Below are 20,348 nucleotides of genomic sequence, written 5' to 3'. Positions count from 1 at the left end.
CTGAGAAGTGAGTGCACAGCGCAGCGACGAGACGTGGCAGCTCAAGGCGGCCTGCCGGGGACCGCAGTCGGCGGTGTTCTTCCCGCCACCGCAGTTCGAGCGCAAGGAGGACAAGCTCCTGCGCGAGCGCCGCGCCAAGGAGATCTGCGCCGGCTGCTCGGTGCGTGACGACTGCCTCGACTACGCCATCGCCATCCGTGAACCCCACGGGATCTGGGGTGGGCTCAACGAGCTCGAGCGCAAGCAGCTCATGGTGCACCGCACCGGTTGACGGTCTGCGACATCCGTTCGGGGGGACGGATGCTCGCTGCGTACCCGGCGCCGGGGTCCGGACTTCGGTCCGACCCGGCGCCGGGGCCTTTTTCGGCCCGGCCGGTCGAGGAGCTCAGAGGCGGGGCCCGGCGATGCGCGCGTCCCCGCGCCGGCGCGTGCGGCCGGTGGCGTCGAGGTGGCCGAGGAGCGGCACGACGTACTTGCGCGTCGAGCCGAGGGCCTCTCGGACGTCGCCCACCGTGACCCCGTCGGGCGCGTCGACCAGGAGCCCGGCCACCACCTCGGCGGCGCGCTCCACGGCGTCGGCCGAGAACCACACCTTGTCGACGCGCACCACGAGACCCAGATCGACCAGGGCCCGGACGTCGGTCGGATCGACGCCCTCGGGGCCCGGAGGGGTGAACGGGGCGGCCCGGAGCTCGGCCAGCCACGGGTGGTCGACGAGCCCCGAGGCGGCCGTCGCGGCGCCACCGGCGGGGCGGGCGCGCCCGGCGACCACCTCGACGCCGTCGAGGGTCGCCAGCACCGCCTGGTGGCGGTCGTCGAGCGTCGTCACCTCGAGGCCCTGGGTCCCGGCGGCGTCGATCGCCGCTCGCACCGTCTCGCGGGCCTCGGCCAGCGCCGCGGGGGCGACCGCCCAGGTCCCGACGTCGGGGGCCCGACGCTCGCCGGTGAGGCGCTCGAGGCGGGTGATGTCGACCCATCCCCGTTCGGCCACCAGGCGATCGGTCGAGCCGTCGGGTCGGGCGGTGGACGCCGGGAGGACCGGGTCGACGTCGAGCACGGCGCCGCCTCCCACCGTCTCGTCGCGCCCCCACTCCCGCAACACGAACCGGTCACCGGGCAGGAGCGGCAGCGCCACCGGGAGGTGGAGCCGGACGAGCCCCGTCGTGCCCGGGGCGAGGGCGTCGTCGCCGAGGACGCGGAGGCGCACCGCGAACTCGCCGGCGCCGAGGTGGGCCACGTGGGCCCCGCGTCGGGAGACGGGGTGGTCCAAGGTGGCGAGCACGTCGAGTCGGGCGTCGACGCGGGTGGTCAGGTGCCACTGACCGGGCCGCACCAGGACGTCGCCCCTAGTCAGCGCGGTCCGGTCGACCCCGCTGAGGTTGACCGCCGCCCGCTGACCGGGGTCGATCGCGGCGAGGTCGAGGTGCCGGGTCTGGAGCCCCCGCACGCGGGCCGGTCGACCCGAGGGCTGCACCACCACCTCGTCGTCGACGGCCATCGATCCGCCGACCAGGGTGCCGGTGACCACCGTGCCGGCGCCCTTCACGACGAAGGACCGGTCGATCCACAACCTCGGGCGGCCGCGGTCGACGGCGGCGGGGGTGGCCCGGACGAGCCGGTCGAGGGCGGTGCGCAGCTCGGTGATGCCGATGCCGATGGGCGCGTCGACCTCCACGACCTCGGCGCCGGCCAGGAACGTCCCGGCGAGGTGATCGGCCAGCTCGAGCCGGGCGACGGCCACGTGGTCGGCGTCGACCAGCCCCACCTTCGTCAGGGCCACGACACCGTGGCCGATCCCGAGGAGCTCGAGGATCCGGAGGTGCTCCTCGCTCTGGGGCTTCCACCCCTCGGTGGCGGCCACGACGAACAGGCACGCCGGCACCGCCCCGACGCCCGCCAACATGTTCTTCAGGAACCGGGTGTGGCCGGGCACGTCCACGAACGACACCACCGCGCCCGACGGCAGCTCGGCCGAGGCGAAGCCGAGGTCGATGGTGAGACCCCGCTCCTTCTCCTCGGCCCATCGATCGGGGTCGGTGCCGGTGATCGCCCGCACCAGCGTCGACTTGCCGTGGTCCACGTGGCCGGCGGTCGCCACGATGCGGACGAGAGGCTCGTCGCTCATCCGCCGCTCGGGGACGCGGCCCGCAGCGCCGCCACGAGCACGTCGTCGTCGGCGGGGTCGACGGTGCGCAGGTCGCAGACGGTCCGGCCCTCCTCCACCCGGGCGACCACCGGCGGCTCGTGGGCCCGCAGCGCCCGGCGCAGGTCACCGCGGCGCTGCACCCCGAACGACGCGATCTCGACCCCCGGCAGGGTGCCGCCCCCCGTGACCGACGAGCAGGCCACGACCGAGACGTCCTCGACCTCGCCGACGCCGCTCGTCGCGGCCACGACGGCTCCGGCCCGGGCCCGCAGCTCGTCGGCCGGTGCGGTGGCCATGCGCCAGAACGGCAGCCGGTCGGCGTCGCGCCGGAGGTAGGCGAGGACCACCTCCTGGAGCGCGGCGAGCACCAGGCCGCCCGGTCGCAGCGCCCGGGCCAGCGGGTGGCGTGCGCAGCGGGCCACCGACTCGGCCGAACCGGCGATGATCCCCGCCTGGGGCCCGCCGAGCAGCTTGTCGCCCGAGAACACCACGACGTCGGCACCGGCCTCGAGGGTCTGGCGCACCGCCGGCTCGCCCCTCAGCCAGGTGGGCGGTCCGCCCGGGAGCCAGGGGCAGGCCTCGTCGAGGAGCCCCGAGCCGAGGTCGACCACGACCGGCGGCCCGATGGCGGCCAGCTCGGCGGTGGTGACCGCCTCGGTGAAGCCGACGATGCGGTAGTTGCTCTGGTGGACCTGGAGGAGCACGGCGACGTCGGCCCCCGGGGCGTGGACGGCGTCGACCACATCGGCCGGGCGGGTGCGGTTGGTCGTGCCGACCTCGACGAGACGGCAACCGGAGGTGGCCATGACCTCCGGCACCCTGAAACCTCCGCCGATCTCCACGAGCTCCCCGCGGCTGACGACCACGTCGCGGTCCCGGGCGAGGGCGGCCAGCACCAACAGCACCGCGGCTGCCCCGTTGTTGACCACCATGGCCGCCTCGGCGCCGGCGGCCCGGGCCACCAGCGCGCCGACGTGGTCGTGGCGCGACCCCCGTTCGCCGGTGGCCAGGTCCATCTCGAGGTTCGCGTACCCGGCGGGCTGGTCGTGGGCCAGCGGCGCCCGACCCAGGTTGGTGTGCAACAGCACGCCGGTGGCGTTCACCACCGGCTGCAGCAGGCGTCGTCGCCGGGTCTCGGCGCGGGCCCGGGCGGAGCCCGGATCGCCGGCGGCCACCGCCTCGCGGGCGACGTCGACCAGGAGCGGATGGGGGAGCCCGGTGCCCTGCAACGAGCGGGCGAGGGCGTCGATCGACGGGGGTCGGTCGGCCCCGAGCGGCGCGGATCGGGGCGTGGCGTCCGGCTCGGGCACGACGTGAGGATAGGGCCGGTACCCCGAGAGCGGCCCGGGGACACCTCGGGGAGGGCCGGTAGGATCAGAGGCCATGGCCCTGTTGCTGGTTGCGCTGTTCGTGGTGCTCCCGATCGTGGAGCTGTACGTCATCGTCACCATGTCCGGGCTGATCGGGCTGCTCCCCACCCTGGCGCTCCTGCTCACCGTGAGCCTCAGCGGCGTCTGGCTGGTGAAGCGCCAGGGCCTCGGCGTCTGGGGCCGCACGCAGCGCACGGTGCAGCGGGGCGAGGTGCCGGCCGCTGAGATGGTCGACGGGGGCCTCCTGCTGGCCGCCGGGTCGATGCTCGTCGTCCCGGGGTTCGTCACCGACCTCGCCGGGCTCGTGCTCCTGTTGCCGCCGGTCCGGGCGCGGTTCCGGGACCGGCTCCTGGGGCGATGGGGGGACGGGTCCCGCGTCGGCGCCGGTCGCGGCTACATCGACGTGGAGTTCGTGGGCGACGTGACGACACGACCCGCGCGCCCCGGTGATCCGCCGCCGGAGCTCGGCCCGGGCCGGTGAGCACCCCACCGTGGGACCACGGTGACGACGTGCCGGTGCGCGACGCCGCCACGGTGATGATCCTGCGCGACGGCGCCGCCGGGCTCGAGGTGTTCATGTTGCGTCGCAACCTGAACAGCGACTTCGTGGGCGGGGCCTATGTCTTCCCCGGCGGCGGCGTCGACGACGCGGACCGCCACGCCGACCTCGACGCGGTCTGCCAGGGCCGCAGCGACGCCTCGGCATCCGCCCAGCTGGGCATCGAGCGGGGCGGCCTCGCCTACTGGGTGGCGGCGGTGCGAGAGTGCTTCGAGGAAGCCGGGTTGCTGCTGGCCCGCCCCCAGGGGCAGGTGGGCGGCGACGTGATCCGCCTCGACGACCCGGGGGTCGCTGAACGCTTCGACGCCCACCGCTCGGCGGTCGACCGTGGTGAGCGTCGCCTCGTCGACGTGTGCACCGACGAGGGCCTCCAGCTGGCCGTCGACACCATCCACTACTTCAGCCACTGGATCACCCCGCTCGGCGCCCCCCGGCGCTACGACACCCGGTTCTTCGTGGCGCGCGCCCCCGAGGCCCAGGTCGGCCTCCACGACGACCGTGAGGTGATCGCCAACCTCTGGATCCGGCCCTGCGACGCACTGGCCCGGCACCACGCCGGCGAGTTCGAGCTCATCTTCCCCACCATCCGCAGCCTCGAGGCCCTCGATCGCTTCGACACCGTCGACGCCGCCCTCACGGCTGCGGCGGCGGTCGAGGTGGTCCCGGCGATCCTGCCCCGGATCGTCGCCGAGCCGGCCGGCGGCTTCCGCATCGCCCTCCCCGGCGATCCCGGCTACGACGACGCCGAGCTGCCCGACGAGCTCCCGGTCGGCGAGCCGATGAACCGCCTCGTCGGGCACGGACGACTCGACCCGGCCGACCTCCGGTCCTCCACCGCCACCGATGAAGGGGAGCCGAGCTGACATGGCCGACACCGACACCGACACCGCCACCGACGACGCCTCGCCACCCCCGCCGCCGCTCGTGCCCGGCGTGGCACGCGCCCTCTCCCCGCTGGTGCGACGGATCGTCGCCCCCAACCCGGGGATGATGACCGGCGCGGGCACCAACACCTACCTGGTCGGCATCGACGAGATCGCCGTCATCGACCCCGGACCCGAGAGCGCCGAGCACCTCGAGGCGATCGCCGGCTGCGGGGGCGACCGGATCCGTTGGATCCTGTGCACCCACACCCACCCCGACCACTCACCGGGGGCGGCGGCGCTGAAGGAGCGCACCGGGGCCGAGATCGCGGCGTGGAGCAACCGGAACGGCCTGAAGGTCGACCGGCGGTTGCGCCAGGGCGACCAGATAGAGGCCACCGAGTTCCGTCTCACGGCCCACCACACTCCCGGTCACGCCTCCAACCACCTCTGCTTCCTTCTGGAGGAGGAACGGATGCTGTTCTCGGGGGACCACGTCATGCAGGGCTCGACGGTGGTCATCAAGCCCCCCGACGGCGACATGGCGGCCTACCTCGAGTCGCTCGAGCGGGTGAAGGGCCTCCGCCTCAAGTCGATCGCCCCCGGCCACGGCCACCTGATCGACGACCCGAAGCCGTTGCTGCAGTGGTACATCGACCACCGCCTGGCCCGTGAGGAGATGGTCTACGACGCCCTCGCGGCGCGTGGGAGCGCCCGGATCCCCGTGCTGGTCGAGGACATCTATACCGATGTCGATCCGGCGCTGCACCCGGTGGCCCGCCACTCGGTGCACGCCCACCTCCTGAAGATGGCGGACGAGGGCCGCGTGACCGGCAAGGCCCTGACCCGCCCGTGGTCCGTCATCTGACCGCCCGCTCCGGCGCTCCAGTTCCGCCTCCGCCTCCGCCTCCGGCTCCGGCTCGATCTCCGAACTGTTGAGTGCTCAGCTCGCTTCAGCGAGCTGAGCACTCAACAGTTGGTGTGACTCGACGTTGGCGTCAGGGGGGGTCGGGAGGGGTGGTGCGCAGGTCGCTGAAGCGGTCGATCCGTCGCAGGGCGGGGAAGGCCAGCATCCAGATCCCGACCACCACCAGGGTGGCGGCGCCCCCGGTCACCACCGCCGCCGCGGTGCCGAGCAGCGCACCCGCCACTCCCGACTCGAACGCGCCGAGCTCGTTCGACGCCCCGACGAACACCCCCTCGACGGCCAGCACCCGCCCGCGGGCCTCCGGCGGGGTCACCAACGGGACGATCGTCGAGCGGATGAACACGCTCACCGCGTCGGCGGCGCTCAGGACGAGCATGGCCACGAACGCCACCGCATAGACCGTGGTCAGCCCGAGGGCGATGGTGCCCACGCCGAAGAGGGCCACCATCGCGAACATCGTGCGGCCCACGTGGCGCCGGACCGGGCGGATGGTGAGCCACAACGTCATGGCTGCGGCGCCGATCCCGCCGGCGGCGCGCAGCCAGCCGAGGCCGACGGCGCCCACGCCGAGGCGGGTCTGGGCGATGGCGGGCAGCAGCGCGACCGCGCCACCGAAGAGCACCGCGAACAGGTCGAGGGAGATCGCCCCGAGCAGGATGGGGCGCCGGCGGATCACGACGAGGCCCTCGGCCGCCTGGCGCAACCGCCCCTGGGGCGTGATCGGCGCCCTCTGGACCGGCGGGCCGTCGTGCGCCCCGGTGCCCTCCTCGGCGTCGCCGCCGGGGCGGACGCGGGCCGCCTCGGCCTCGCCCTGGCGATCGAGGACCTCGGCCGGGCGGGCCTCGTCGGCCAGGTCGACGAGCGCCCCCGACGCGGGGTCGTCGACCGAGGGCGGCCCGGCGACGTCCACCGGGCGGTCGTGCTCGGTGGGCCGGGTGAAGCTCACCACCACCGCCCCGATGGCCGCGAACCCCATGCAGGCGACGAACGGCCACGCCGGCCCGACCACGTAGAGCACACCGGCGAGGACCGGTCCCCCGATGAGCGCCACCTGCCAGGTCGCGGAGTTGAACGCCACGAGGCGGGGGAGCCCTCCGGGCGGGGCGTTGTCGGGGCTCAACGATCGCGTCGCGGGCGCGAGGAACGCCCGGGCCACACCGAAGGCCACGACCAGGGCGAAGATCGGGGCCGTCGAGGTGTTCCCCCGGAAGGCCAGTGCCGCCAGCCCGGCGGAGCAGGCCATCTCGCCCACCAGACCGACGGAGATGATCCGGCGCCGGTCGAAGCGGTCGGCCACCGAGCCGGTGACCAGCACCAGGGCGATGGCCGGCAGGAACTCGGCCAGCCCGAGGAAGCCGAGGTCGAGGTCGCGCCGGGTGAGGTCGTAGACGAGGATGCCGAGGGCGGTGACCTGGGTGACCGCGGCGGCGGTGGCGGCCAGCGTCGTGGCCAGGGCAGCGACGACGGCCCGGTCGCGGAACAGCTCCCCGGCCGTGACCGTCACGTCAGGACGTGGTACTCGGTGACCTCGTCGACCTCCCGCCGCTCGGCCCGACCGCTCAGGCGCAGGTGCTCGAGGTGGGCGTGGGTCTCGCTGTCGGCCATCGGCCCGCGGCTCCGTGGGGAGAAGAGGATCTCCGACCACCGGGTCACCGCCGCCCAACCGAGCTCGTCCGACGCGTCGACCAGCTGCGCCAGGCGGGTGGCGTGGTGGTCCTTGATCGCCTCGCACCGTCCGGCCAGGTCGGCGAAGGGGTGCCCGTGGGCGGGCAGCACCTGGGTGATCCCCTCCAGCGCGGCGACCTTGTCCAGGTTGGCGAGGTAGGCGGCCAGCGGATCGCCACCCATGAACCCGCCGATGTGGGGGGTGATGGTGGGTAGGACGTGGTCGCCGGACAACAGCACCCCGTCCTCGGGCGACCACATGCACAGGTGGTCGTGGGTGTGGCCCGGGGTGGTGACCGCCACCCAGTCCCGATCGCCGAGGCGGACGACCTCCTGATCGTCGACGGCGATGGTCGGGCGGGGCACCCGCATCCAGTCGAGCTCGTCGAGGCGGCCCTCCTCGATGGCGTTGCGCAGGCGCTGGCGGAAGTTGCGGAACCCCGGGAGGGAGATCTCCAGCTCGGCCAGGGCGGCGGGGTCGAGGTCCTCCTCGGCGGCGAGGAGGGTGACCGCCTCTCCCTCGTCGGCGGGGTTGCGGGGCTCGAGCGGTGTCTCCTCGAGGTCGAGCACGTCGGACCAGCGGCGGAACATCGTCGAGGTCAACACGTCCGAACCGGCGGCCTCCACGAGGCGGTGGGCGCCACCGAAGTGATCGGGGTGGCTGTGGGTCACGTAGGCGGTGTGGACCCGAGCCAGCGGGATGCCGGCCGCCTTCAGGCGGTCGAGCAGCGCGTCCCACGACTCCTGCGACGGCAGGCCGGGGTCGACGAGGGTGACGCCGCGCCCGTCCTCGATGGCGTAGGTGTTCACGTGGCCCAGGCCGGTGAAGTTGGTGGGGAGCTGCAGGCGCAGGATGCCCCTGGCCACCTCGGTGATCTCCGGCGACGCCTCTTCCTGCTCCTGCTTCGGGATCCGTCCGGGCGGGTGGGAGTGGGCGGGCGCGTCGGTCACGGGGTTCGACCCTAACCACTCTTCGGGGCCGGGTCGGATGCCGTTCGCCTCAGGCCGGGTCCGGCAGGCGGAAGAACGTGTCGCGGTAGAACCGCAGCTCCTTGACGCTCTCCTGGATGTCGTCGAGGGCGCGGTGGCCCTCGGCCTTGCGGGGGGCGTCGTCGAGCAGCGCCGGGTTCCAGCGCTTCAACAGCTCCTTCACGCTCGACACGTCGACCGACCGGTAGTGCAGGAACTCCTCGATCTCCGGGAGGTGGGTGGCGAGGAAGCGCCGGTCGGTGCCGATCGAGTTCCCGCACAGGGGCACCGACCGCGGCTCGGCGATGTGCTCGCGAAGGAAGGCCAGCGTCGCTGCGCCGGCGTCGGCCAGCGAGACCGTCGAGGCCTCGATGGCGGGGAGCAGGCCGCTCTTGGTGTGCATCGCCACGACCACGTCGTCCATCGCGGCGAGCGCCGACGCCGGCTGGTGGATCACGAGGTCGGGGCCCTCGGCGACGAGGGTGAGGTCGTCGTCGGTGACGAGCGTGGCGATCTCCACGATCACGTGGCGGGCCGGGTCGAGCCCGGTCATCTCGAGGTCCATCCAGGCGAGCACCCGAGGAATCTACCGACTGGCCCTGCCTACCATCGCCGGGTGCTCGAACTCCCGGTGGTGCGCCTCGATCCCTCCCTCCCGCTCCCGACCTACGCGACGCCGGGCGACGCCGGCCTCGACCTCTGCGCGAGCGAGGATGTCGTGCTGGCGCCCGGCGGGGGGCGGGCGCTGGTCCCGACCGGTCTCGTCGTCGCCATCCCCGAGGGCCACGCCGGGTTCGTCCAGCCCCGCAGCGGACTGGCGCTGCGCCACGGCGTCACCTGCCTGAACACGCCGGGGCTGATCGACAGCGGCTACCGCGGAGAGCTGAAGGTGCTCCTCGTGAACACCGACCCGACCGAACCGTTCACCGTCGTCCGCGGCGAACGCATCGCCCAGCTCGTGGTGCAGGCCGTCGAGCACGCCGTGCTGGTCGAGGTCGACGACGTCGACCACCTCGGATCCTCGGCGCGGGGCGACGGCGGTTTCGGCCACACCGGTCGCTGAGCCCGGACGGCGTCGGGCGGCATCAGGCCCGGGTCAGCTCGAGGGCGACGTAGCCACGGGCCGGATCGACCTCGGTGACCACCACCCGGGGTGGGACCAGCTCGGTGAACCTGGACAGGGCGTCGCGGGCTTCTGCGTCGTCGGGTTCGACGACCGGTGGGGGTACGACCCTCAGCCCGATGTCGATCTCGCCCCCGTCCTCCCTCAGCGTCAGCACCATCGTCGTCTCGACGGGGTCGCCGTCGGTCGGGGTGCCGCCACCGCCACCCGACGGCACCGCCCGCAGCAAAAGGATCAGCGACTCGTCGACGGCGATGCGCAGGTCCTCCACCACCGAGACGTCGAAGCCCCGGCGCACCGCCAGCGCCGAGACGGCGATGCGCATGAGGCGGGCGAAGCGGGATTCGGCGGGGACCTCGAGGCGAACCTCCTCGCGGCGCCCGTCGCCCGGCCCGACCCCGTCGTCGGCGCCGGGGTCGCCTCCTGGCCTGCGCGGGGTCATGCGCCACTCTCGCGCGGTCGGTGGGCCGGGTCCGGCCCGGGCCGTTCGGCCCTGCCCCTGCGCCGCCCCGGTCCTTCAGGATGGCGGGCATGGAGGTGGACCCCAACGGTCTCGAGGTGCTCGGTCGGTCGGCCTGCCTCGGCCTGCTGGGCACCCTGTCGGTCGGACGGCTGGCGCTGTGCATCGACGCGCTGCCGGTGGTCCTCCCGGTCCGCTTCGCCCTCGACGGTGAGGATCTCGTGGTCTCGGCGCTCGCCGGCGAGCGGATCAGGGCGGCGCTCGACGACTCGGTGGTGGCCTTCCAGGCCGACGGCCCGGGTACCGGATCCGACGGCGACATCGCGTGGAGTGTGCTCGTGCAGGGCTCGTCCAGGGTCCTGGACGACGGTGGGGCCGGCGCCTCACCGCCGCGGGTCTTCGGGAAGCGCTCGTGCGACCAGCTCGCCGCCATCCGGACCGACCTGGTGTGCGGTCGACGGGTGTGGTGACGGTCAACCCGCGAGCGGGACCCGCCACGTCAGCGTCGAGCCGCCCTGCTCGCCGCCGACGAGCTCGGACGAGCCGTCGTGCTGCTCGGCGCGTCGCCGCAGGTTGACCAGGCCGTTCCCGGCCCCGGGCCCCGGACCGCACCCGTCGTCGTCCACTCGGACCTCGAGCTCGTCGTCGGACACCGTCACCTGCACGGTCACGGTGTCGGCCCCGGCGTGGCGGGCGACGTTGCTGACCGCCTCGCGCACGACCGCCACCACCTCGTCGCCGAGATCGGTGGGCACCGTGAGGTCGATGGGCCCGTCGAAGCGCACCTGACGGACGAGGCCGGCGGGTCCGGCGACCTCGTCGACGATGTCGAGCAGCTCCTGGCGCAGGCTCCGCCCGGGCAGGCGGGGCCGTTGCAGCTCGAAGATCGTGGTGCGGATGTGGCGGACGGTGTCGTCGAGGTTGCCGATCGCCTGCTCGAGGCGCCCTGCGAGGGCCGGGTCGTCGATCCTCGCCGCGGCCCCCTGGAGGCTCAGCCCGGTCGCGAACAGGCGCTGGATGACGGTGTCGTGGAGGTCGCGGGCGATGCGCTCACGGTCCTCGACCACCCGCAGCTCTCCGATGCGCTCGTGGAGCCTCGAGTTCTCGATCGCCACGCCGGCCGTGGCGGCGAGGCCCACGGCGAGCTCCTCGTCGATCTCCGTGAACGGCTGGCCGTCGGCCTTCTCGGTGAGGTAGAGGTTGCCGAAGACCTCGCCCCGCACCCGGATGGGCACCCCGAGGAAGGTGGTCATCGGGGGATGGTTCGGAGGGAACCCGTGGGACTCCGGATGGGCGCTGAGATCGGCGAGACGGATCGGCCGGGGATCGGCGACGAGCAGTCCGAGGATCCCGAGGCCCTCGGGGTCGGCACCGATGGCGGCGACGGTGTCGTCGGCCATGCCGATGGTGCGGAACTCGACCAGCCTGGCGCCGGACGGATCGAGCACGCCCAGGGCCCCGTAGCGGGCGTCGACCAGCGCCGTAGCGCTCTCGAGGATGCGCTGGAGTACCCCTGGAAGGCTCGCCTCGGCGTTCACCGCCACGACCGCGTCGAGCAGCTGGCGCAGCTCCTTGACGTCGACGGTCGCTCTGCTCACGGCCCCGAGCGTAACGGTGTCGCGTCAGACAGCCGAAAGCGTCGCGCCGGGGCGATCGCGGGCCGGGGTCGTCCCAGCGGGCAGACTGGCGCCGTGACGACCCGTGTCTTCCTGCTCGACGATCACGAGATCGTCCGCCGTGGCCTGCGCGAGCTGCTCGAGGCCGACGGCGATCTCGAGGTGGTCGGCGAGGCCGGCACGGCCGAGGAGGCGCTGCGGCGGGTGCCGGCGCTGGCCCCCGACGTCGCGGTCCTCGACGTCCGGTTGCCCGACGGCGACGGGGTCTCGGTGTGCCGGGAGATCCGCAGCCGGCTGCCGTCGGTGCGTTGCCTGATGCTCACGTCCTACGCCGACGACGAGGCGCTCTTCGACGCCATCATGGCGGGCGCGTCGGGCTACGTGCTCAAGCAGATCAAGGGGTCGGAGCTCGTCGACGCGGTGCGCACCGTCGCGTCCGGGCAGTCGCTGCTCGACCCGGGCGTCACCGCCCAGGTGCTGGAGCGCCTCCGCGGCGGGGCCATGGGCGACACCCGCCTCGAGGCCCTCACCGACCAGGAGCGGCGCATCCTCGACCTGCTCGCCGAGGGGCTCACGAATCGTGAGATCGCCGAGCGGATGTACCTCGCCGAGAAGACCGTCAAGAACTACGTGTCCAACCTGTTGGCCAAGATGGGCATGCAGCGGCGCACGGAGGCGGCGGTGTACGCGGCCCGGTTGAGCGAGCGCCACCGCCGGACGACCGAGTAGGGCCCGCCCCCCGGGGGCCTCAGCCCGGATCGGTGGTGTGGTCGTCGGCCGGCGGTGGTGCCCACCCGCTGAGCTGCCAGCCGATCTGCAACAGCCCGCCGGCCACGGCGCCGACCCCGACCGCGGCGGCGATCCCCTCGGCATCCGGGAGCACGAGGTCGAAGTAGTCGCGGAACCACGGGATGGCGAGAGCGCCGACGAACAGCACGGCCATCGCCACCACGAGGCCACCGCGCCAGCTCGTGAGCGGACGGCTCAGGAAGGCCAACACCCACAGCGCGACGACGAAGAGCACGATCACCGCCACCGTGCGGGCCTCGGCCAGGTCGGCGTCGGAGCCGTCCCGGGCGATCAGGTAGGCACCGAAGGTGGCGATCGCCGCGACCACGCCGGCGGGGACGGCGAAGCGCAGGACCCGGCGCAGGAAGCCGGGGCGGGCCAACCGGGGGTTGGGGGCGAGGGCCAGGAAGAACCCGGGGATGCCGATGGTGAGCGCCGAGATGATCGTGAAGTGGCGCGGCAGGAACGGGAAGGGGAGCCGGCCGACACCGACGGCGAGAGCCAGCGCCATGGCGTAGAAGGTCTTGGTGAGGAACAGGTTGGCGACCCGTTCGACGTTGGCGATCACCCGCCGGCCCTCCGCCACCACGGAGGGGAAGACCGCGAAGTCGTCGTCGAGCAGGACGAAGCGGGCCACGGCGCGGGCCGCCGCCGACCCGGCTCCCATGGCCACCCCGATGTCGGCGTCCTTGAGCGCCAGGGTGTCGTTGACGCCGTCGCCGGTCATCGCCACGGTATGGCCCCGGCGCTGGAGGGCGTGGACCATCGCCCGCTTCTGCTGGGGCGTCACCCGACCGAAGACGGCGTTGCGGTCCATCACGTCGGCGAGCTCGTCGGGGTCGTCGGGGAGCTGGCGGGCGTCGACGGGGTGCTCCGCCCCGGGGACCCCCACTCGCTCGGCCACGGCGCCGACCGTCACGGGGCTGTCGCCGGAGATGACCTTCACGGCCACGCCCTGGTCGGCGAAGTAGGCGATCGTGTCGGGCGCCGAATCCCGCAGGCGTTCGTCGAGGACCACCAACGCGACCGGGTCGAGGACCGGGGGGAGGTCCTCGCCCGTGAGCCCGCCGGGCGCGGAGGCGAGCAGCAGCACCCGGCGGCCGCGCCGGGCGTAGTGGTCGAGGCGCCCGCCGGCGGTCGTCGCGACGTCGTCCCCGGCCCGGGTGAGCAGGATGTCGGGCGCCCCGAGCAGCCAGGCGCCGTGGTCCGCGAACGCCGCCGCACTCCACTTCCGGGCCGAGGAGAAGGGCACCACCTCGGTCGTCGACCACGCCGGCGGGTGGTCGTGGTGGGCGACGATCGCGGCCAGGCTCGGGTTCGGGTGGTCGTCGGTCGCCCCGAGCGCGGCGAGCACCGAACCGGCGTCTGTCGAGGTGTCGTCGTGGTGGCCGAGGTGCTCGACGGTGGCCAGGCTGAGCGAACCCTCGGTGAGGGTGCCGGTCTTGTCGAGGCAGATGACGTCGACACGGGCGAGCCCCTCGATGGCCGCCAACTCCTGGGTGAGGACCTTGCGGCGAGCGAGGCGGGTGGCGCCGACGGCGAAAGCGATGCTGGTGAGGAGCACGAGTCCCTCGGGGACCATGGCCACCAGCCCGGCCACGGAACCCTGGACGGCCTCCGTGACGGAGACGTCGGCGGACAGCTGGGCGGTGACGAGGAGGATGGCCGTCGGGATCATCAGCCAGCTCACCATCTTGATGACCCGGTTGATCCCGTCGCGCAGCTCGCTGTTCACCAGCGAGAACCGTCGGGCCTCGCTGGCCAGCTTGAAGGCGTAGGCGTCGACGCCCACGCCGGTGGTACGGATGGCACCGGCCCCGGCGACCACGAAGCTGCCCGAGAGCACCTCGTCCCCCACGGACTTGGGGACGGGGTCGGCCTCGCCGGTGAGCAGCGACTCGTCGATCTCCAGCCCGCTGCCCTCGAGGACCAGCCCGTCGACGGCGATCTGGTCCCCGAGGCGGAGCTCCACCAGGTCGTCCTCGACGAGCTCCTTGGACGGGATCTCGACGATCGCGCCGTCGCGACGGACGAGGGCGTGTGGGGCGTTGAGCAGCGCCAGTCGGTCGAGCGACCGCTTGGCCCTCGTCTCCTGCACGATCCCGATGACGGCGTTGAGCACCAACACGATGCCGAACAGCGCGTCCCGGTACTCCCGGACGGCCAGGATGACGACGAGGAGGCTCCCGAGGAGAAAGTTGAACGGCGTGAGGACGTTCGACCTCACGATGTCGGCGACGGTCCGGCTGGTGGGGTCCTCGACGTCGTTGGTGCGTCCGTCGGCCCGGCGGGCGGCCACCTCCTCGGTGGTCAGCCCTGCCAGCTCGGCGGAGCCGCCGACCGTCGCCGTCATCCCCCGTGTCTACCGCAGGTCTCCGATCGACCCCGTGACCGGTGCCGGGCTGCCGTGGGCTCAGGCCGGGGTGATCAGGCCGGGGTGATCAGGCCGTAGTGGCCGTCATAGCGGCGGTAGACGACCTGTCCTCGCTCGGTGGTGGCGTCGACGAAGAACACGAGCGGTTCGTGTCCGACGTCGAGTCGCTCCTCGGCCTCGGCCAGGGTGAGCACGGGCGCCGCCGACCCGAGCGCGATGGTGTCGTCGCAGTCGGGCGGTCGTGCGACGCCGTCACGGGCCAACTGCAGCTCGAGCCCGCCCTCGTCGGTGACGTGCAGGACGGCGTCGAGACCGGAGTGGACCTCGGTGAACAGGTAGAAGTCGTGGCCCAGGAGCTCGAGGTCGAGCCCGGCCTCGTCGGCGGTGACCGGCGTCAGCGCGAACGTCTTGTGGCGCACCACCTCCCGCTCGTCGACGTCGCGATCGACGACGACGGGCCGGTTCACGGGGTGGGTGCCGTGGCGCCACTCGCCGTCGAGCGGCGCCCGTTCGTGACCGTGCTCGTGGCGCTCGGACTCGCGGACGAGGTTCCGGCGCATGCGGGCCTCGAGGAGGTCGGCGGCCTCCATGAGGTCACCGGCGGCCACGTGGGCGCGCACCACGCGTCCGTTGACGTCGAGCGTGGCCTCGGCCAGCGCCGGGCGCTCGTGGGCCGGGTTGGCCTCCTGCACGAGCTTGACCTGCGCGAACAGGACGGGCTTGGTGGTGTAGCGACCGAGCTGCGCGACCTTGGTCACGGCGTACTCGGTGGCGTCGTCGGGCACGTCGCCACGGGTGGTGACGGCGACATCGAACTCTCGAACGTCCATCTCGATCCCTTCCCCGAAGACCCGGTCGCCCGTCGGCGAGACCCCTGGCCCTCGCCGACAGCTTCGTCCCCGAGACCGCCCCGGGGAAGGGCGGAAGGTCCCGAGTCGGCGGCGCCCGTCGGATCGGGCCATCGGTCCCTGGCCCCGCCCTCCCCGGACGGGCAACATGGGGGGAGCGGGACGCTCCCGCGACGCAGGGAGGCCCGTGATGCGGTTGATCGACACCCGAACCGGCATCGAGGTCATGGATCGCTCGGAGTGCTTCGAGTTGTTGGCGTCCACCGACGTCGGGCGGATCGCCGTCGTCGACGCCGGCCACCCGGTGATCTTCCCCGTCAACTACGCCATGGACGGCGAGCAGATCGTCTTCCGCACCGCACCGGGCACGAAGTTCGAGTCGACGGTGCGGGGAGCGCCGGTCTCGTTCGAGATCGACTGGACCGACACCGGGACACGGGCGGCGTGGAGCGTCGTGGTGACGGGATGGGCGAGGATCGTCGAGACCGAGTCCGACCTCGCCCGGGCCGAGGCCCTCGAGCTGGCCCCGTGGTCCGACCACGACAAGCCCTACTACGTGGCCGTCCACGCCGAGCGGGTCAGCGGTCGGCGCATCACCCCCCTCGACGACCCGGCCCCCTGAGGCCGGCGCGTCCCGCGCCCCGTCCCGCTTCCCGGTCTGACCGGGGACGCGACACCGCCCCGACGTCGCCTCCCCCCGAAGGCGACGCCGGGGCGGCGTCAGGTCCCCGCGGTCAAGCCGGTGGACCGGCGCTCTGGCCCCGCTCCGGCACCGGAGGCACGACCATCACGGTGACCATGTAGGCCAAGCCCTTCTCGGTCTCGGCGTGGGTGAGGATGTGGCAGTGGTACGCCCAGATGCCCACGTCGTCGGCCTGGGGGGTCACCAGCACCGTGTAGCGCTCGCCGGGACAGACGTTGAGCGTGTCGACGAAGTACGGCTGGTCGAGCACCCAGCTGTCCTTCTGGATCACGAGCTGCGGGATCCGGTGCAGGTGCATCGGATGACACTGCAGGCCCTCGTTGTGGTAGGTGATCTGCGTGGTCTCGCCGACGTTGGCCACGATCGGGTCGGTGGCCGGGAACGACTTGCCGTTGAGGCTCAGGCCGATCGTGCCGGCGTCGTTGAGGACCATCGGGAGCGCCTGGGTGATGGTCAGGTCCTCGGGGACGACCTCGCCGCTCACCGACTTGCCGAGCGGGAGCGGTACGTCGCCCACCTGGAACTGGCCGTAGAGGCCGTTGATCACCGAGACCGAGGCCCCGTTGTGGGCGTGGTACATGCCCATCTCGTGCTGGGGCGGGGCGTTGAACTCATAGGTGTAGCTCTCGCCCGGCAGGATCAGCGGCTGGGTGATCGGGGCCACGCCGTCCTGGGCGAACGGGGTCGAGACGCCGTGCCAGTGGATGTCCTGGCCGAGCGGGGTGTTGTTCTTCAGCGTCACCCGGATGCGGTCGTTCGGCTCGACGCGGATCGCCGGACCGGGGATCTGGTTGTTGTAGGCCCAGCCCTTCACGATCTTGCCGGGCTCGACCTCCCAGTCGATGATCGACGCCTCGAGGTTGATCTCCTTCACGCCGTCCGGTCCCGCCACGGGCACGAGCGGCTGGTTGCCCCGGCCCTCGGTCGGCACGCCCGTGCCGAACTCGGCGAACGCCTCGAGGTACTCGGTGGTGTTCTCGATCATGGCGGCGTCCATCGCCTCGTAGTCGATGTCGTCCCCCCCGTGCCCGCCGGTCGTCGCCGCGGCGGCCGTCTCGCCGCCCCCGTCGCCGCTCCCGCTCACGACGAGGGTGCCGGTCATGCCGGCGGCCTCGTGGCCGGGGATGGTGCAGACCACGACGTAGGTGCCCTCGGCGAGGGTCGAGAGGTCGAGGACCTCCGACTGCCCGGCGTTGAGGTCGCGGGTGGTGAGGTCCTCGCCGACGACGGCGAGGTTGTGGGCCATCGACCCGTCGTTCGTGACCTCGAGGCTCCCGCCGGTCGCCACGTTGATCGTGTCCGGGGTGATGGCGAACTCGGTGAGCGAGACCGCGACCGGTGCCGCGGTGGCCACGGTGTCGCTGCTGCCGTCGTCGTTCACCACCACGATGATCCCGACGGCGGCCATCAGGAAGGCCATCACGGCGGTCAGGGACGCGAACACGGTGAACATGTTGCGGTCGGCGTTCGGGGCCATCGGTCTCCTCGGGGGGTGGGCGGCACAACGAGACCGGGGCTCCGGTCGGCGTCCGGATCGTCCCGGCTCCGCACTCATGGCCGAAAGGGTCTTAGGTCCCGATCCCCGGGTGGGAGCCGAGGGACGGCGGTGCAAGGATGAGGCGGTGACGGTCGAGGCGTTCTCCACGTTCTTCGCGGTCCTGGCGCTGGCCTGCTGGATCGGGGTGATCGCCGTCGTCGTCCTCGCCGCGATCGCCCGCCGCAGCGAGCCCGACGGCGCGCTCGGCGCTGTGTGGGACGACCTCGGCCGGGCCGCCCTGCCGCTGGCCTGGGTCATCGCGCTGGTCACCACGGTCGGGTCGCTCTACTACTCGAAGGTCCAGGGCTACCCGCCGTGCGAGCTGTGCTGGTACCAGCGCATCGCCGTCTACCCCTTCTCGGTCATCCTCGCGATCGCCGCGTGGCGCCGTGACGGCGGCATCCGCGTGTACGCCATCCCGGTCCTGGCCATCGGCGCGGTCATCGCCGCCTACAACCACTGGATCCAGGCCTACCCACCCGAGTCGGGGACCGCGTTCTGCACCGCCGACACGCCGTGCACCGCCCGCTACGTCTGGGAGTTCGGGTTCGTCTCGCTGCCTTTCATGGCCCTTTCGGCGTGCGCGTTCATGATCGCCCTGCTCGCCGTGGCCCGACCGACCCCCCGTCCCGGCCGCTCCCTGGAGGACTCCCATGAGTAACAAGCCCACCCGCTCCGCGTCACACTCGTCGCGTGTCCACAAGGCCTCCCAGGCCGGCCAGAGCCGCAGCTTCCTGCTGTGGATCGGGTTGGCGGCGGTGGTCCTCGTCGCCGGGATCGTGGCCATCGGCGTGTCCCGGTCGAGCAGTTCGTCGAGCGGCGGCCAGGCCTCGCCGAGCGGCGGCACCGTCGTCCCGAGCGGCGACCTCAGCGCCGGGAGCGTCGAGGTGGAGGGTGCCGCCCTTCCGGCGCTGGCCACGGGCTCGGACCCCGCGGTCGGAACCACCATCCCCTCGGTGACCGGCGAGCAGTTCGACGGCGCCAGCGTCATCGTCCGGCCGGAGGGCAAGCCCCAGGTCATCATGGCGATGGCGCACTGGTGCCCCCACTGCCAGGCCGAGGTGCCCCGCATCCAGGAGTGGCTCGACGACAACGGGATGCCCGCCGACGTGGAGCTCGTGGCGGTGGCCACCTCGAACGACCCGACCAGGCCCAACTACCCGGCCGGTGACTGGCTCCGCCGCGAGGCGTGGAGCGTGCCCACGCTCGTCGACGACGAGCAGAACTCCGCGGCGACGGCCTTCGGCGTCGCGGGCTTCCCGGGGTTCGTCGCCGTCGACGCCGACGGTCGGGTCGTCCAGCGGGCCAGCGGGGAGATCACCACCGAGCAGTGGGAGCAGCTCCTCGAGGCGGCCCGCACCGGCCAGGCGGTCGCCTGACGCGGTCCGGACCCCGTCGGGTCACGGCTCGCCGAGGAGCTCCTTGACCCGCAGGATCCGTAGCTGGGCCCGCTCGACGGTGTCGTTCCCGAGGCGGCGGGCGGTGTCGTCCCGACCGTCGTTGCGGGCCACCGCACCGTCGACCACGTCGGCCTGCAGCTCGAGGAGCAGGAGCTCGAGGGCGGCCCGGTCGAACTCTGCCGGCCCCATGCCCTCGAGGGCGGCCGTCCCCACGGCGAGGCCGTCGCCCCCACCCAGTTCCGTGCTGGTCGGCTGCCCCCACCGCTCCAGGAGCTCGAAGGCCACCGCGTCGCCGGTCTCGGCGTCGGCCAGGACCCGTCGCGCCACCTCGCGGACTTCGGGGTCGTCGCTGCGGGCCACCATCGACTCGAGCAGGGGGCGCCGCCGTTCGTGGCGCACCAGCAGGGTCACCATCTCGGTCACGTCGACGGCGTTGTAGCCGGCGTCGACCGGGATGGTCAGCGGCGCGCCGTCGGGCAGGACGCCCTCGTCGACGAGACGGCCGGGCGGCGCCGACCCGCAGCTCGCGGCGACGAGCGCGGCCGTCAGGGCGACGACGACCAGTCCGAGCCGGCCGGGCGGGCGGCGGTGGGCACCCGGTCCGGTCAGGCGCCGGGGCCGTCGTAGCGACAGCCCGAGGTGCACGTCTCGTGGACGTCGACGCGGGCGAGGCCGGGGAGCGAAGGGGCGAGTCGGTCCCAGATCCACACCGCCAGGATCTCACTGGTCGGGTTCTCCAGGCCGTCGACCTCGTTGAGGTAGCGGTGGTCGAGCCGCTCGTGCACCGGCGCGAAGGCGGTGGCGATGTCGGCGAAGTCCATCACCCAGCCCGTGTCGGGGTCGACCTCACCCTCCACCCACACCGTGACGGCGAAGGAGTGCCCGTGAAGGCGGGCGCACTTGTGCCCCTCGGGGACGGCGGGGAGGCGGTGGGCCGCCTCGAAGCGGAACTGCTTGTGCAACAACATGGCTCACGTGGGGGAGGAGGGTTCGGGGCC

General features: G+C 73.1%; 22 protein-coding genes. 10 read left to right on the top strand and 12 right to left on the bottom strand.

Translation table 11 applies throughout. The annotated features are described in order from the left end of the window. Positions 1-7 precede the first annotated feature (7 nt). Positions 8-271, top strand: a complete 264-nt coding sequence (locus tag MUE36_02745) for a WhiB family transcriptional regulator (protein MCU0309846.1) — start codon at positions 8-10, stop codon at positions 269-271. 114 nt (positions 272-385) lie between these two features. Here MUE36_02745 and selB read toward each other — a convergent pair whose 3' ends face one another. Both selB and selA read right to left on the bottom strand, forming a co-directional pair. Further along, entirely contained in the window at positions 386-2,125 is a 1,740-nt protein-coding gene (gene selB / locus MUE36_02740; GenBank protein MCU0309845.1) for a selenocysteine-specific translation elongation factor, read from the bottom strand. Further along, entirely contained in the window at positions 2,122-3,456 is a 1,335-nt protein-coding gene (selA, locus tag MUE36_02735) for an L-seryl-tRNA(Sec) selenium transferase (protein ID MCU0309844.1), read from the bottom strand. The genes selB and selA overlap by 4 nt, the downstream gene beginning before the upstream one ends. A 73-nt stretch (positions 3,457-3,529) precedes the next feature. Between selA and MUE36_02730 the strand changes: the two genes are divergently transcribed. Genes MUE36_02730 through MUE36_02720 form a run of 3 tightly spaced genes read left to right on the top strand, consistent with a single transcriptional unit; the run spans position 3,530 to position 5,806 of the window. Beyond that, positions 3,530-3,997: an FxsA family protein gene (locus tag MUE36_02730; protein ID MCU0309843.1), complete on the top strand. Its 468-nt coding sequence runs from the start codon at positions 3,530-3,532 to the stop codon at positions 3,995-3,997. Beyond that, positions 3,994-4,938 (top strand): NUDIX domain-containing protein, encoded by a 945-nt coding sequence (locus MUE36_02725; GenBank protein ID MCU0309842.1) that lies wholly within the window; start codon positions 3,994-3,996, stop codon positions 4,936-4,938. Before MUE36_02730 ends, MUE36_02725 begins: the two co-directional genes overlap by 4 nt. A 1-nt stretch (position 4,939) precedes the next feature. After that, positions 4,940-5,806: an MBL fold metallo-hydrolase gene (locus MUE36_02720; GenBank protein MCU0309841.1), complete on the top strand. Its 867-nt coding sequence runs from the start codon at positions 4,940-4,942 to the stop codon at positions 5,804-5,806. Positions 5,807-5,936: 130 nt separating this feature from the next. Here the strand turns inward: MUE36_02720 and MUE36_02715 are convergent, their stop codons facing one another. From MUE36_02715 to orn, 3 genes are read right to left on the bottom strand one after another with little or no spacing between them, the layout of a single operon-like run. Further along, positions 5,937-7,370, bottom strand: coding sequence for an MFS transporter (locus tag MUE36_02715; protein ID MCU0309840.1), 1,434 nt, complete (start codon positions 7,368-7,370; stop codon positions 5,937-5,939). Next, entirely contained in the window at positions 7,367-8,482 is a 1,116-nt protein-coding gene (locus MUE36_02710) for an MBL fold metallo-hydrolase (GenBank protein MCU0309839.1), read from the bottom strand. The genes MUE36_02715 and MUE36_02710 overlap by 4 nt, the downstream gene beginning before the upstream one ends. 49 nt (positions 8,483-8,531) lie before the next feature. Further along, complete coding sequence (orn, locus tag MUE36_02705; protein MCU0309838.1) at positions 8,532-9,077, bottom strand: oligoribonuclease; 546 nt, start codon at positions 9,075-9,077, stop codon at positions 8,532-8,534. A gap of 39 nt (positions 9,078-9,116) precedes the next feature. On the opposite strand from orn, the gene dut reads away from it, so the two are divergent. Further along, on the top strand, positions 9,117-9,563 hold the full coding sequence (gene dut / locus MUE36_02700; protein MCU0309837.1) for a dUTP diphosphatase: 447 nt from the start codon (positions 9,117-9,119) through the stop codon (positions 9,561-9,563). A gap of 22 nt (positions 9,564-9,585) precedes the next feature. Here the strand turns inward: dut and MUE36_02695 are convergent, their stop codons facing one another. Then, complete coding sequence (locus MUE36_02695) at positions 9,586-10,065, bottom strand: hypothetical protein (GenBank protein ID MCU0309836.1); 480 nt, start codon at positions 10,063-10,065, stop codon at positions 9,586-9,588. An 89-nt stretch (positions 10,066-10,154) separates the two neighbouring features. On the opposite strand from MUE36_02695, the gene MUE36_02690 reads away from it, so the two are divergent. After that, complete coding sequence (locus MUE36_02690) at positions 10,155-10,553, top strand: pyridoxamine 5'-phosphate oxidase family protein (protein ID MCU0309835.1); 399 nt, start codon at positions 10,155-10,157, stop codon at positions 10,551-10,553. Between the two features lie 3 nt (positions 10,554-10,556). Here MUE36_02690 and MUE36_02685 read toward each other — a convergent pair whose 3' ends face one another. Beyond that, positions 10,557-11,681, bottom strand: coding sequence for a GAF domain-containing protein (locus MUE36_02685; GenBank protein MCU0309834.1), 1,125 nt, complete (start codon positions 11,679-11,681; stop codon positions 10,557-10,559). A gap of 93 nt (positions 11,682-11,774) precedes the next feature. Here MUE36_02685 and MUE36_02680 point away from each other — a divergent pair, with 93 nt between their 5' ends. Further along, positions 11,775-12,428, top strand: a complete 654-nt coding sequence (locus MUE36_02680; GenBank protein ID MCU0309833.1) for a response regulator transcription factor — start codon at positions 11,775-11,777, stop codon at positions 12,426-12,428. Between the two features lie 19 nt (positions 12,429-12,447). Here MUE36_02680 and MUE36_02675 read toward each other — a convergent pair whose 3' ends face one another. Continuing rightward, positions 12,448-14,841, bottom strand: a complete 2,394-nt coding sequence (locus tag MUE36_02675) for an HAD-IC family P-type ATPase (protein ID MCU0309832.1) — start codon at positions 14,839-14,841, stop codon at positions 12,448-12,450. Between the two features lie 74 nt (positions 14,842-14,915). Beyond that, positions 14,916-15,692: a sigma 54 modulation/S30EA ribosomal C-terminal domain-containing protein gene (locus MUE36_02670; GenBank protein MCU0309831.1), complete on the bottom strand. Its 777-nt coding sequence runs from the start codon at positions 15,690-15,692 to the stop codon at positions 14,916-14,918. Positions 15,693-15,900: 208 nt separating this feature from the next. On the opposite strand from MUE36_02670, the gene MUE36_02665 reads away from it, so the two are divergent. Beyond that, positions 15,901-16,332, top strand: a complete 432-nt coding sequence (locus tag MUE36_02665) for a pyridoxamine 5'-phosphate oxidase family protein (GenBank protein MCU0309830.1) — start codon at positions 15,901-15,903, stop codon at positions 16,330-16,332. 112 nt (positions 16,333-16,444) lie between these two features. Here the strand turns inward: MUE36_02665 and MUE36_02660 are convergent, their stop codons facing one another. Next, the gene (locus tag MUE36_02660; GenBank protein ID MCU0309829.1) at positions 16,445-17,890 is read right to left on the bottom strand and encodes a multicopper oxidase domain-containing protein; all 1,446 of its coding nucleotides are present in this window, start codon (positions 17,888-17,890) and stop codon (positions 16,445-16,447) included. Positions 17,891-18,035: 145 nt separating this feature from the next. On the opposite strand from MUE36_02660, the gene MUE36_02655 reads away from it, so the two are divergent. Together MUE36_02655 and MUE36_02650 are read left to right on the top strand one after the other, a co-directional pair. Next, positions 18,036-18,611, top strand: coding sequence for a disulfide bond formation protein B (locus MUE36_02655; protein ID MCU0309828.1), 576 nt, complete (start codon positions 18,036-18,038; stop codon positions 18,609-18,611). After that, positions 18,604-19,329, top strand: coding sequence for a TlpA family protein disulfide reductase (locus MUE36_02650; GenBank protein MCU0309827.1), 726 nt, complete (start codon positions 18,604-18,606; stop codon positions 19,327-19,329). Before MUE36_02655 ends, MUE36_02650 begins: the two co-directional genes overlap by 8 nt. A gap of 21 nt (positions 19,330-19,350) precedes the next feature. On the opposite strand, the gene MUE36_02645 is transcribed toward MUE36_02650, so the two are convergent. Together MUE36_02645 and queD are read right to left on the bottom strand one after the other, a co-directional pair. Beyond that, entirely contained in the window at positions 19,351-19,995 is a 645-nt protein-coding gene (locus MUE36_02645) for a hypothetical protein (GenBank protein MCU0309826.1), read from the bottom strand. Next, the gene (gene queD / locus MUE36_02640) at positions 19,956-20,318 is read right to left on the bottom strand and encodes a 6-carboxytetrahydropterin synthase QueD (GenBank protein MCU0309825.1); all 363 of its coding nucleotides are present in this window, start codon (positions 20,316-20,318) and stop codon (positions 19,956-19,958) included. The genes MUE36_02645 and queD overlap by 40 nt, the downstream gene beginning before the upstream one ends. Between the last annotated feature and the right edge of the window lie 30 nt (positions 20,319-20,348).

The organism is Acidimicrobiales bacterium (assembly GCA_025455885.1).
Taxonomy (GTDB): Bacteria; Actinomycetota; Acidimicrobiia; order Acidimicrobiales; family Acidimicrobilacustridaceae; genus Rhabdothermincola_A.
Note: the sequence above shows the minus strand (reverse complement) of the source record. Positions and strands in the feature narration are given on the sequence as shown.

Excerpts from the sequence above, each read along its gene's own strand:
- selB (MCU0309845.1), bottom strand. The coding sequence starts at position 2,125 with ATGAGCGACGAGCCTCTCGTCCGCATCGTGGCGACCGCCGGCCACGTG.
- MUE36_02730 (MCU0309843.1), top strand. The coding sequence starts at position 3,530 with ATGGCCCTGTTGCTGGTTGCGCTGTTCGTGGTGCTCCCGATCGTGGAG.
- MUE36_02720 (MCU0309841.1), top strand. The coding sequence starts at position 4,940 with ATGGCCGACACCGACACCGACACCGCCACCGACGACGCCTCGCCACCC.
- MUE36_02695 (MCU0309836.1), bottom strand. The coding sequence starts at position 10,065 with ATGACCCCGCGCAGGCCAGGAGGCGACCCCGGCGCCGACGACGGGGTC.
- MUE36_02690 (MCU0309835.1), top strand. The coding sequence starts at position 10,155 with ATGGAGGTGGACCCCAACGGTCTCGAGGTGCTCGGTCGGTCGGCCTGC.
- MUE36_02675 (MCU0309832.1), bottom strand. The coding sequence starts at position 14,841 with ATGACGGCGACGGTCGGCGGCTCCGCCGAGCTGGCAGGGCTGACCACC.
- MUE36_02670 (MCU0309831.1), bottom strand. The coding sequence starts at position 15,692 with ATGGACGTTCGAGAGTTCGATGTCGCCGTCACCACCCGTGGCGACGTG.
- MUE36_02665 (MCU0309830.1), top strand. The coding sequence starts at position 15,901 with ATGCGGTTGATCGACACCCGAACCGGCATCGAGGTCATGGATCGCTCG.
- MUE36_02660 (MCU0309829.1), bottom strand. The coding sequence starts at position 17,890 with ATGGCCCCGAACGCCGACCGCAACATGTTCACCGTGTTCGCGTCCCTG.
- MUE36_02650 (MCU0309827.1), top strand. The coding sequence starts at position 18,604 with ATGAGTAACAAGCCCACCCGCTCCGCGTCACACTCGTCGCGTGTCCAC.
- queD (MCU0309825.1), bottom strand. The coding sequence starts at position 20,318 with ATGTTGTTGCACAAGCAGTTCCGCTTCGAGGCGGCCCACCGCCTCCCC.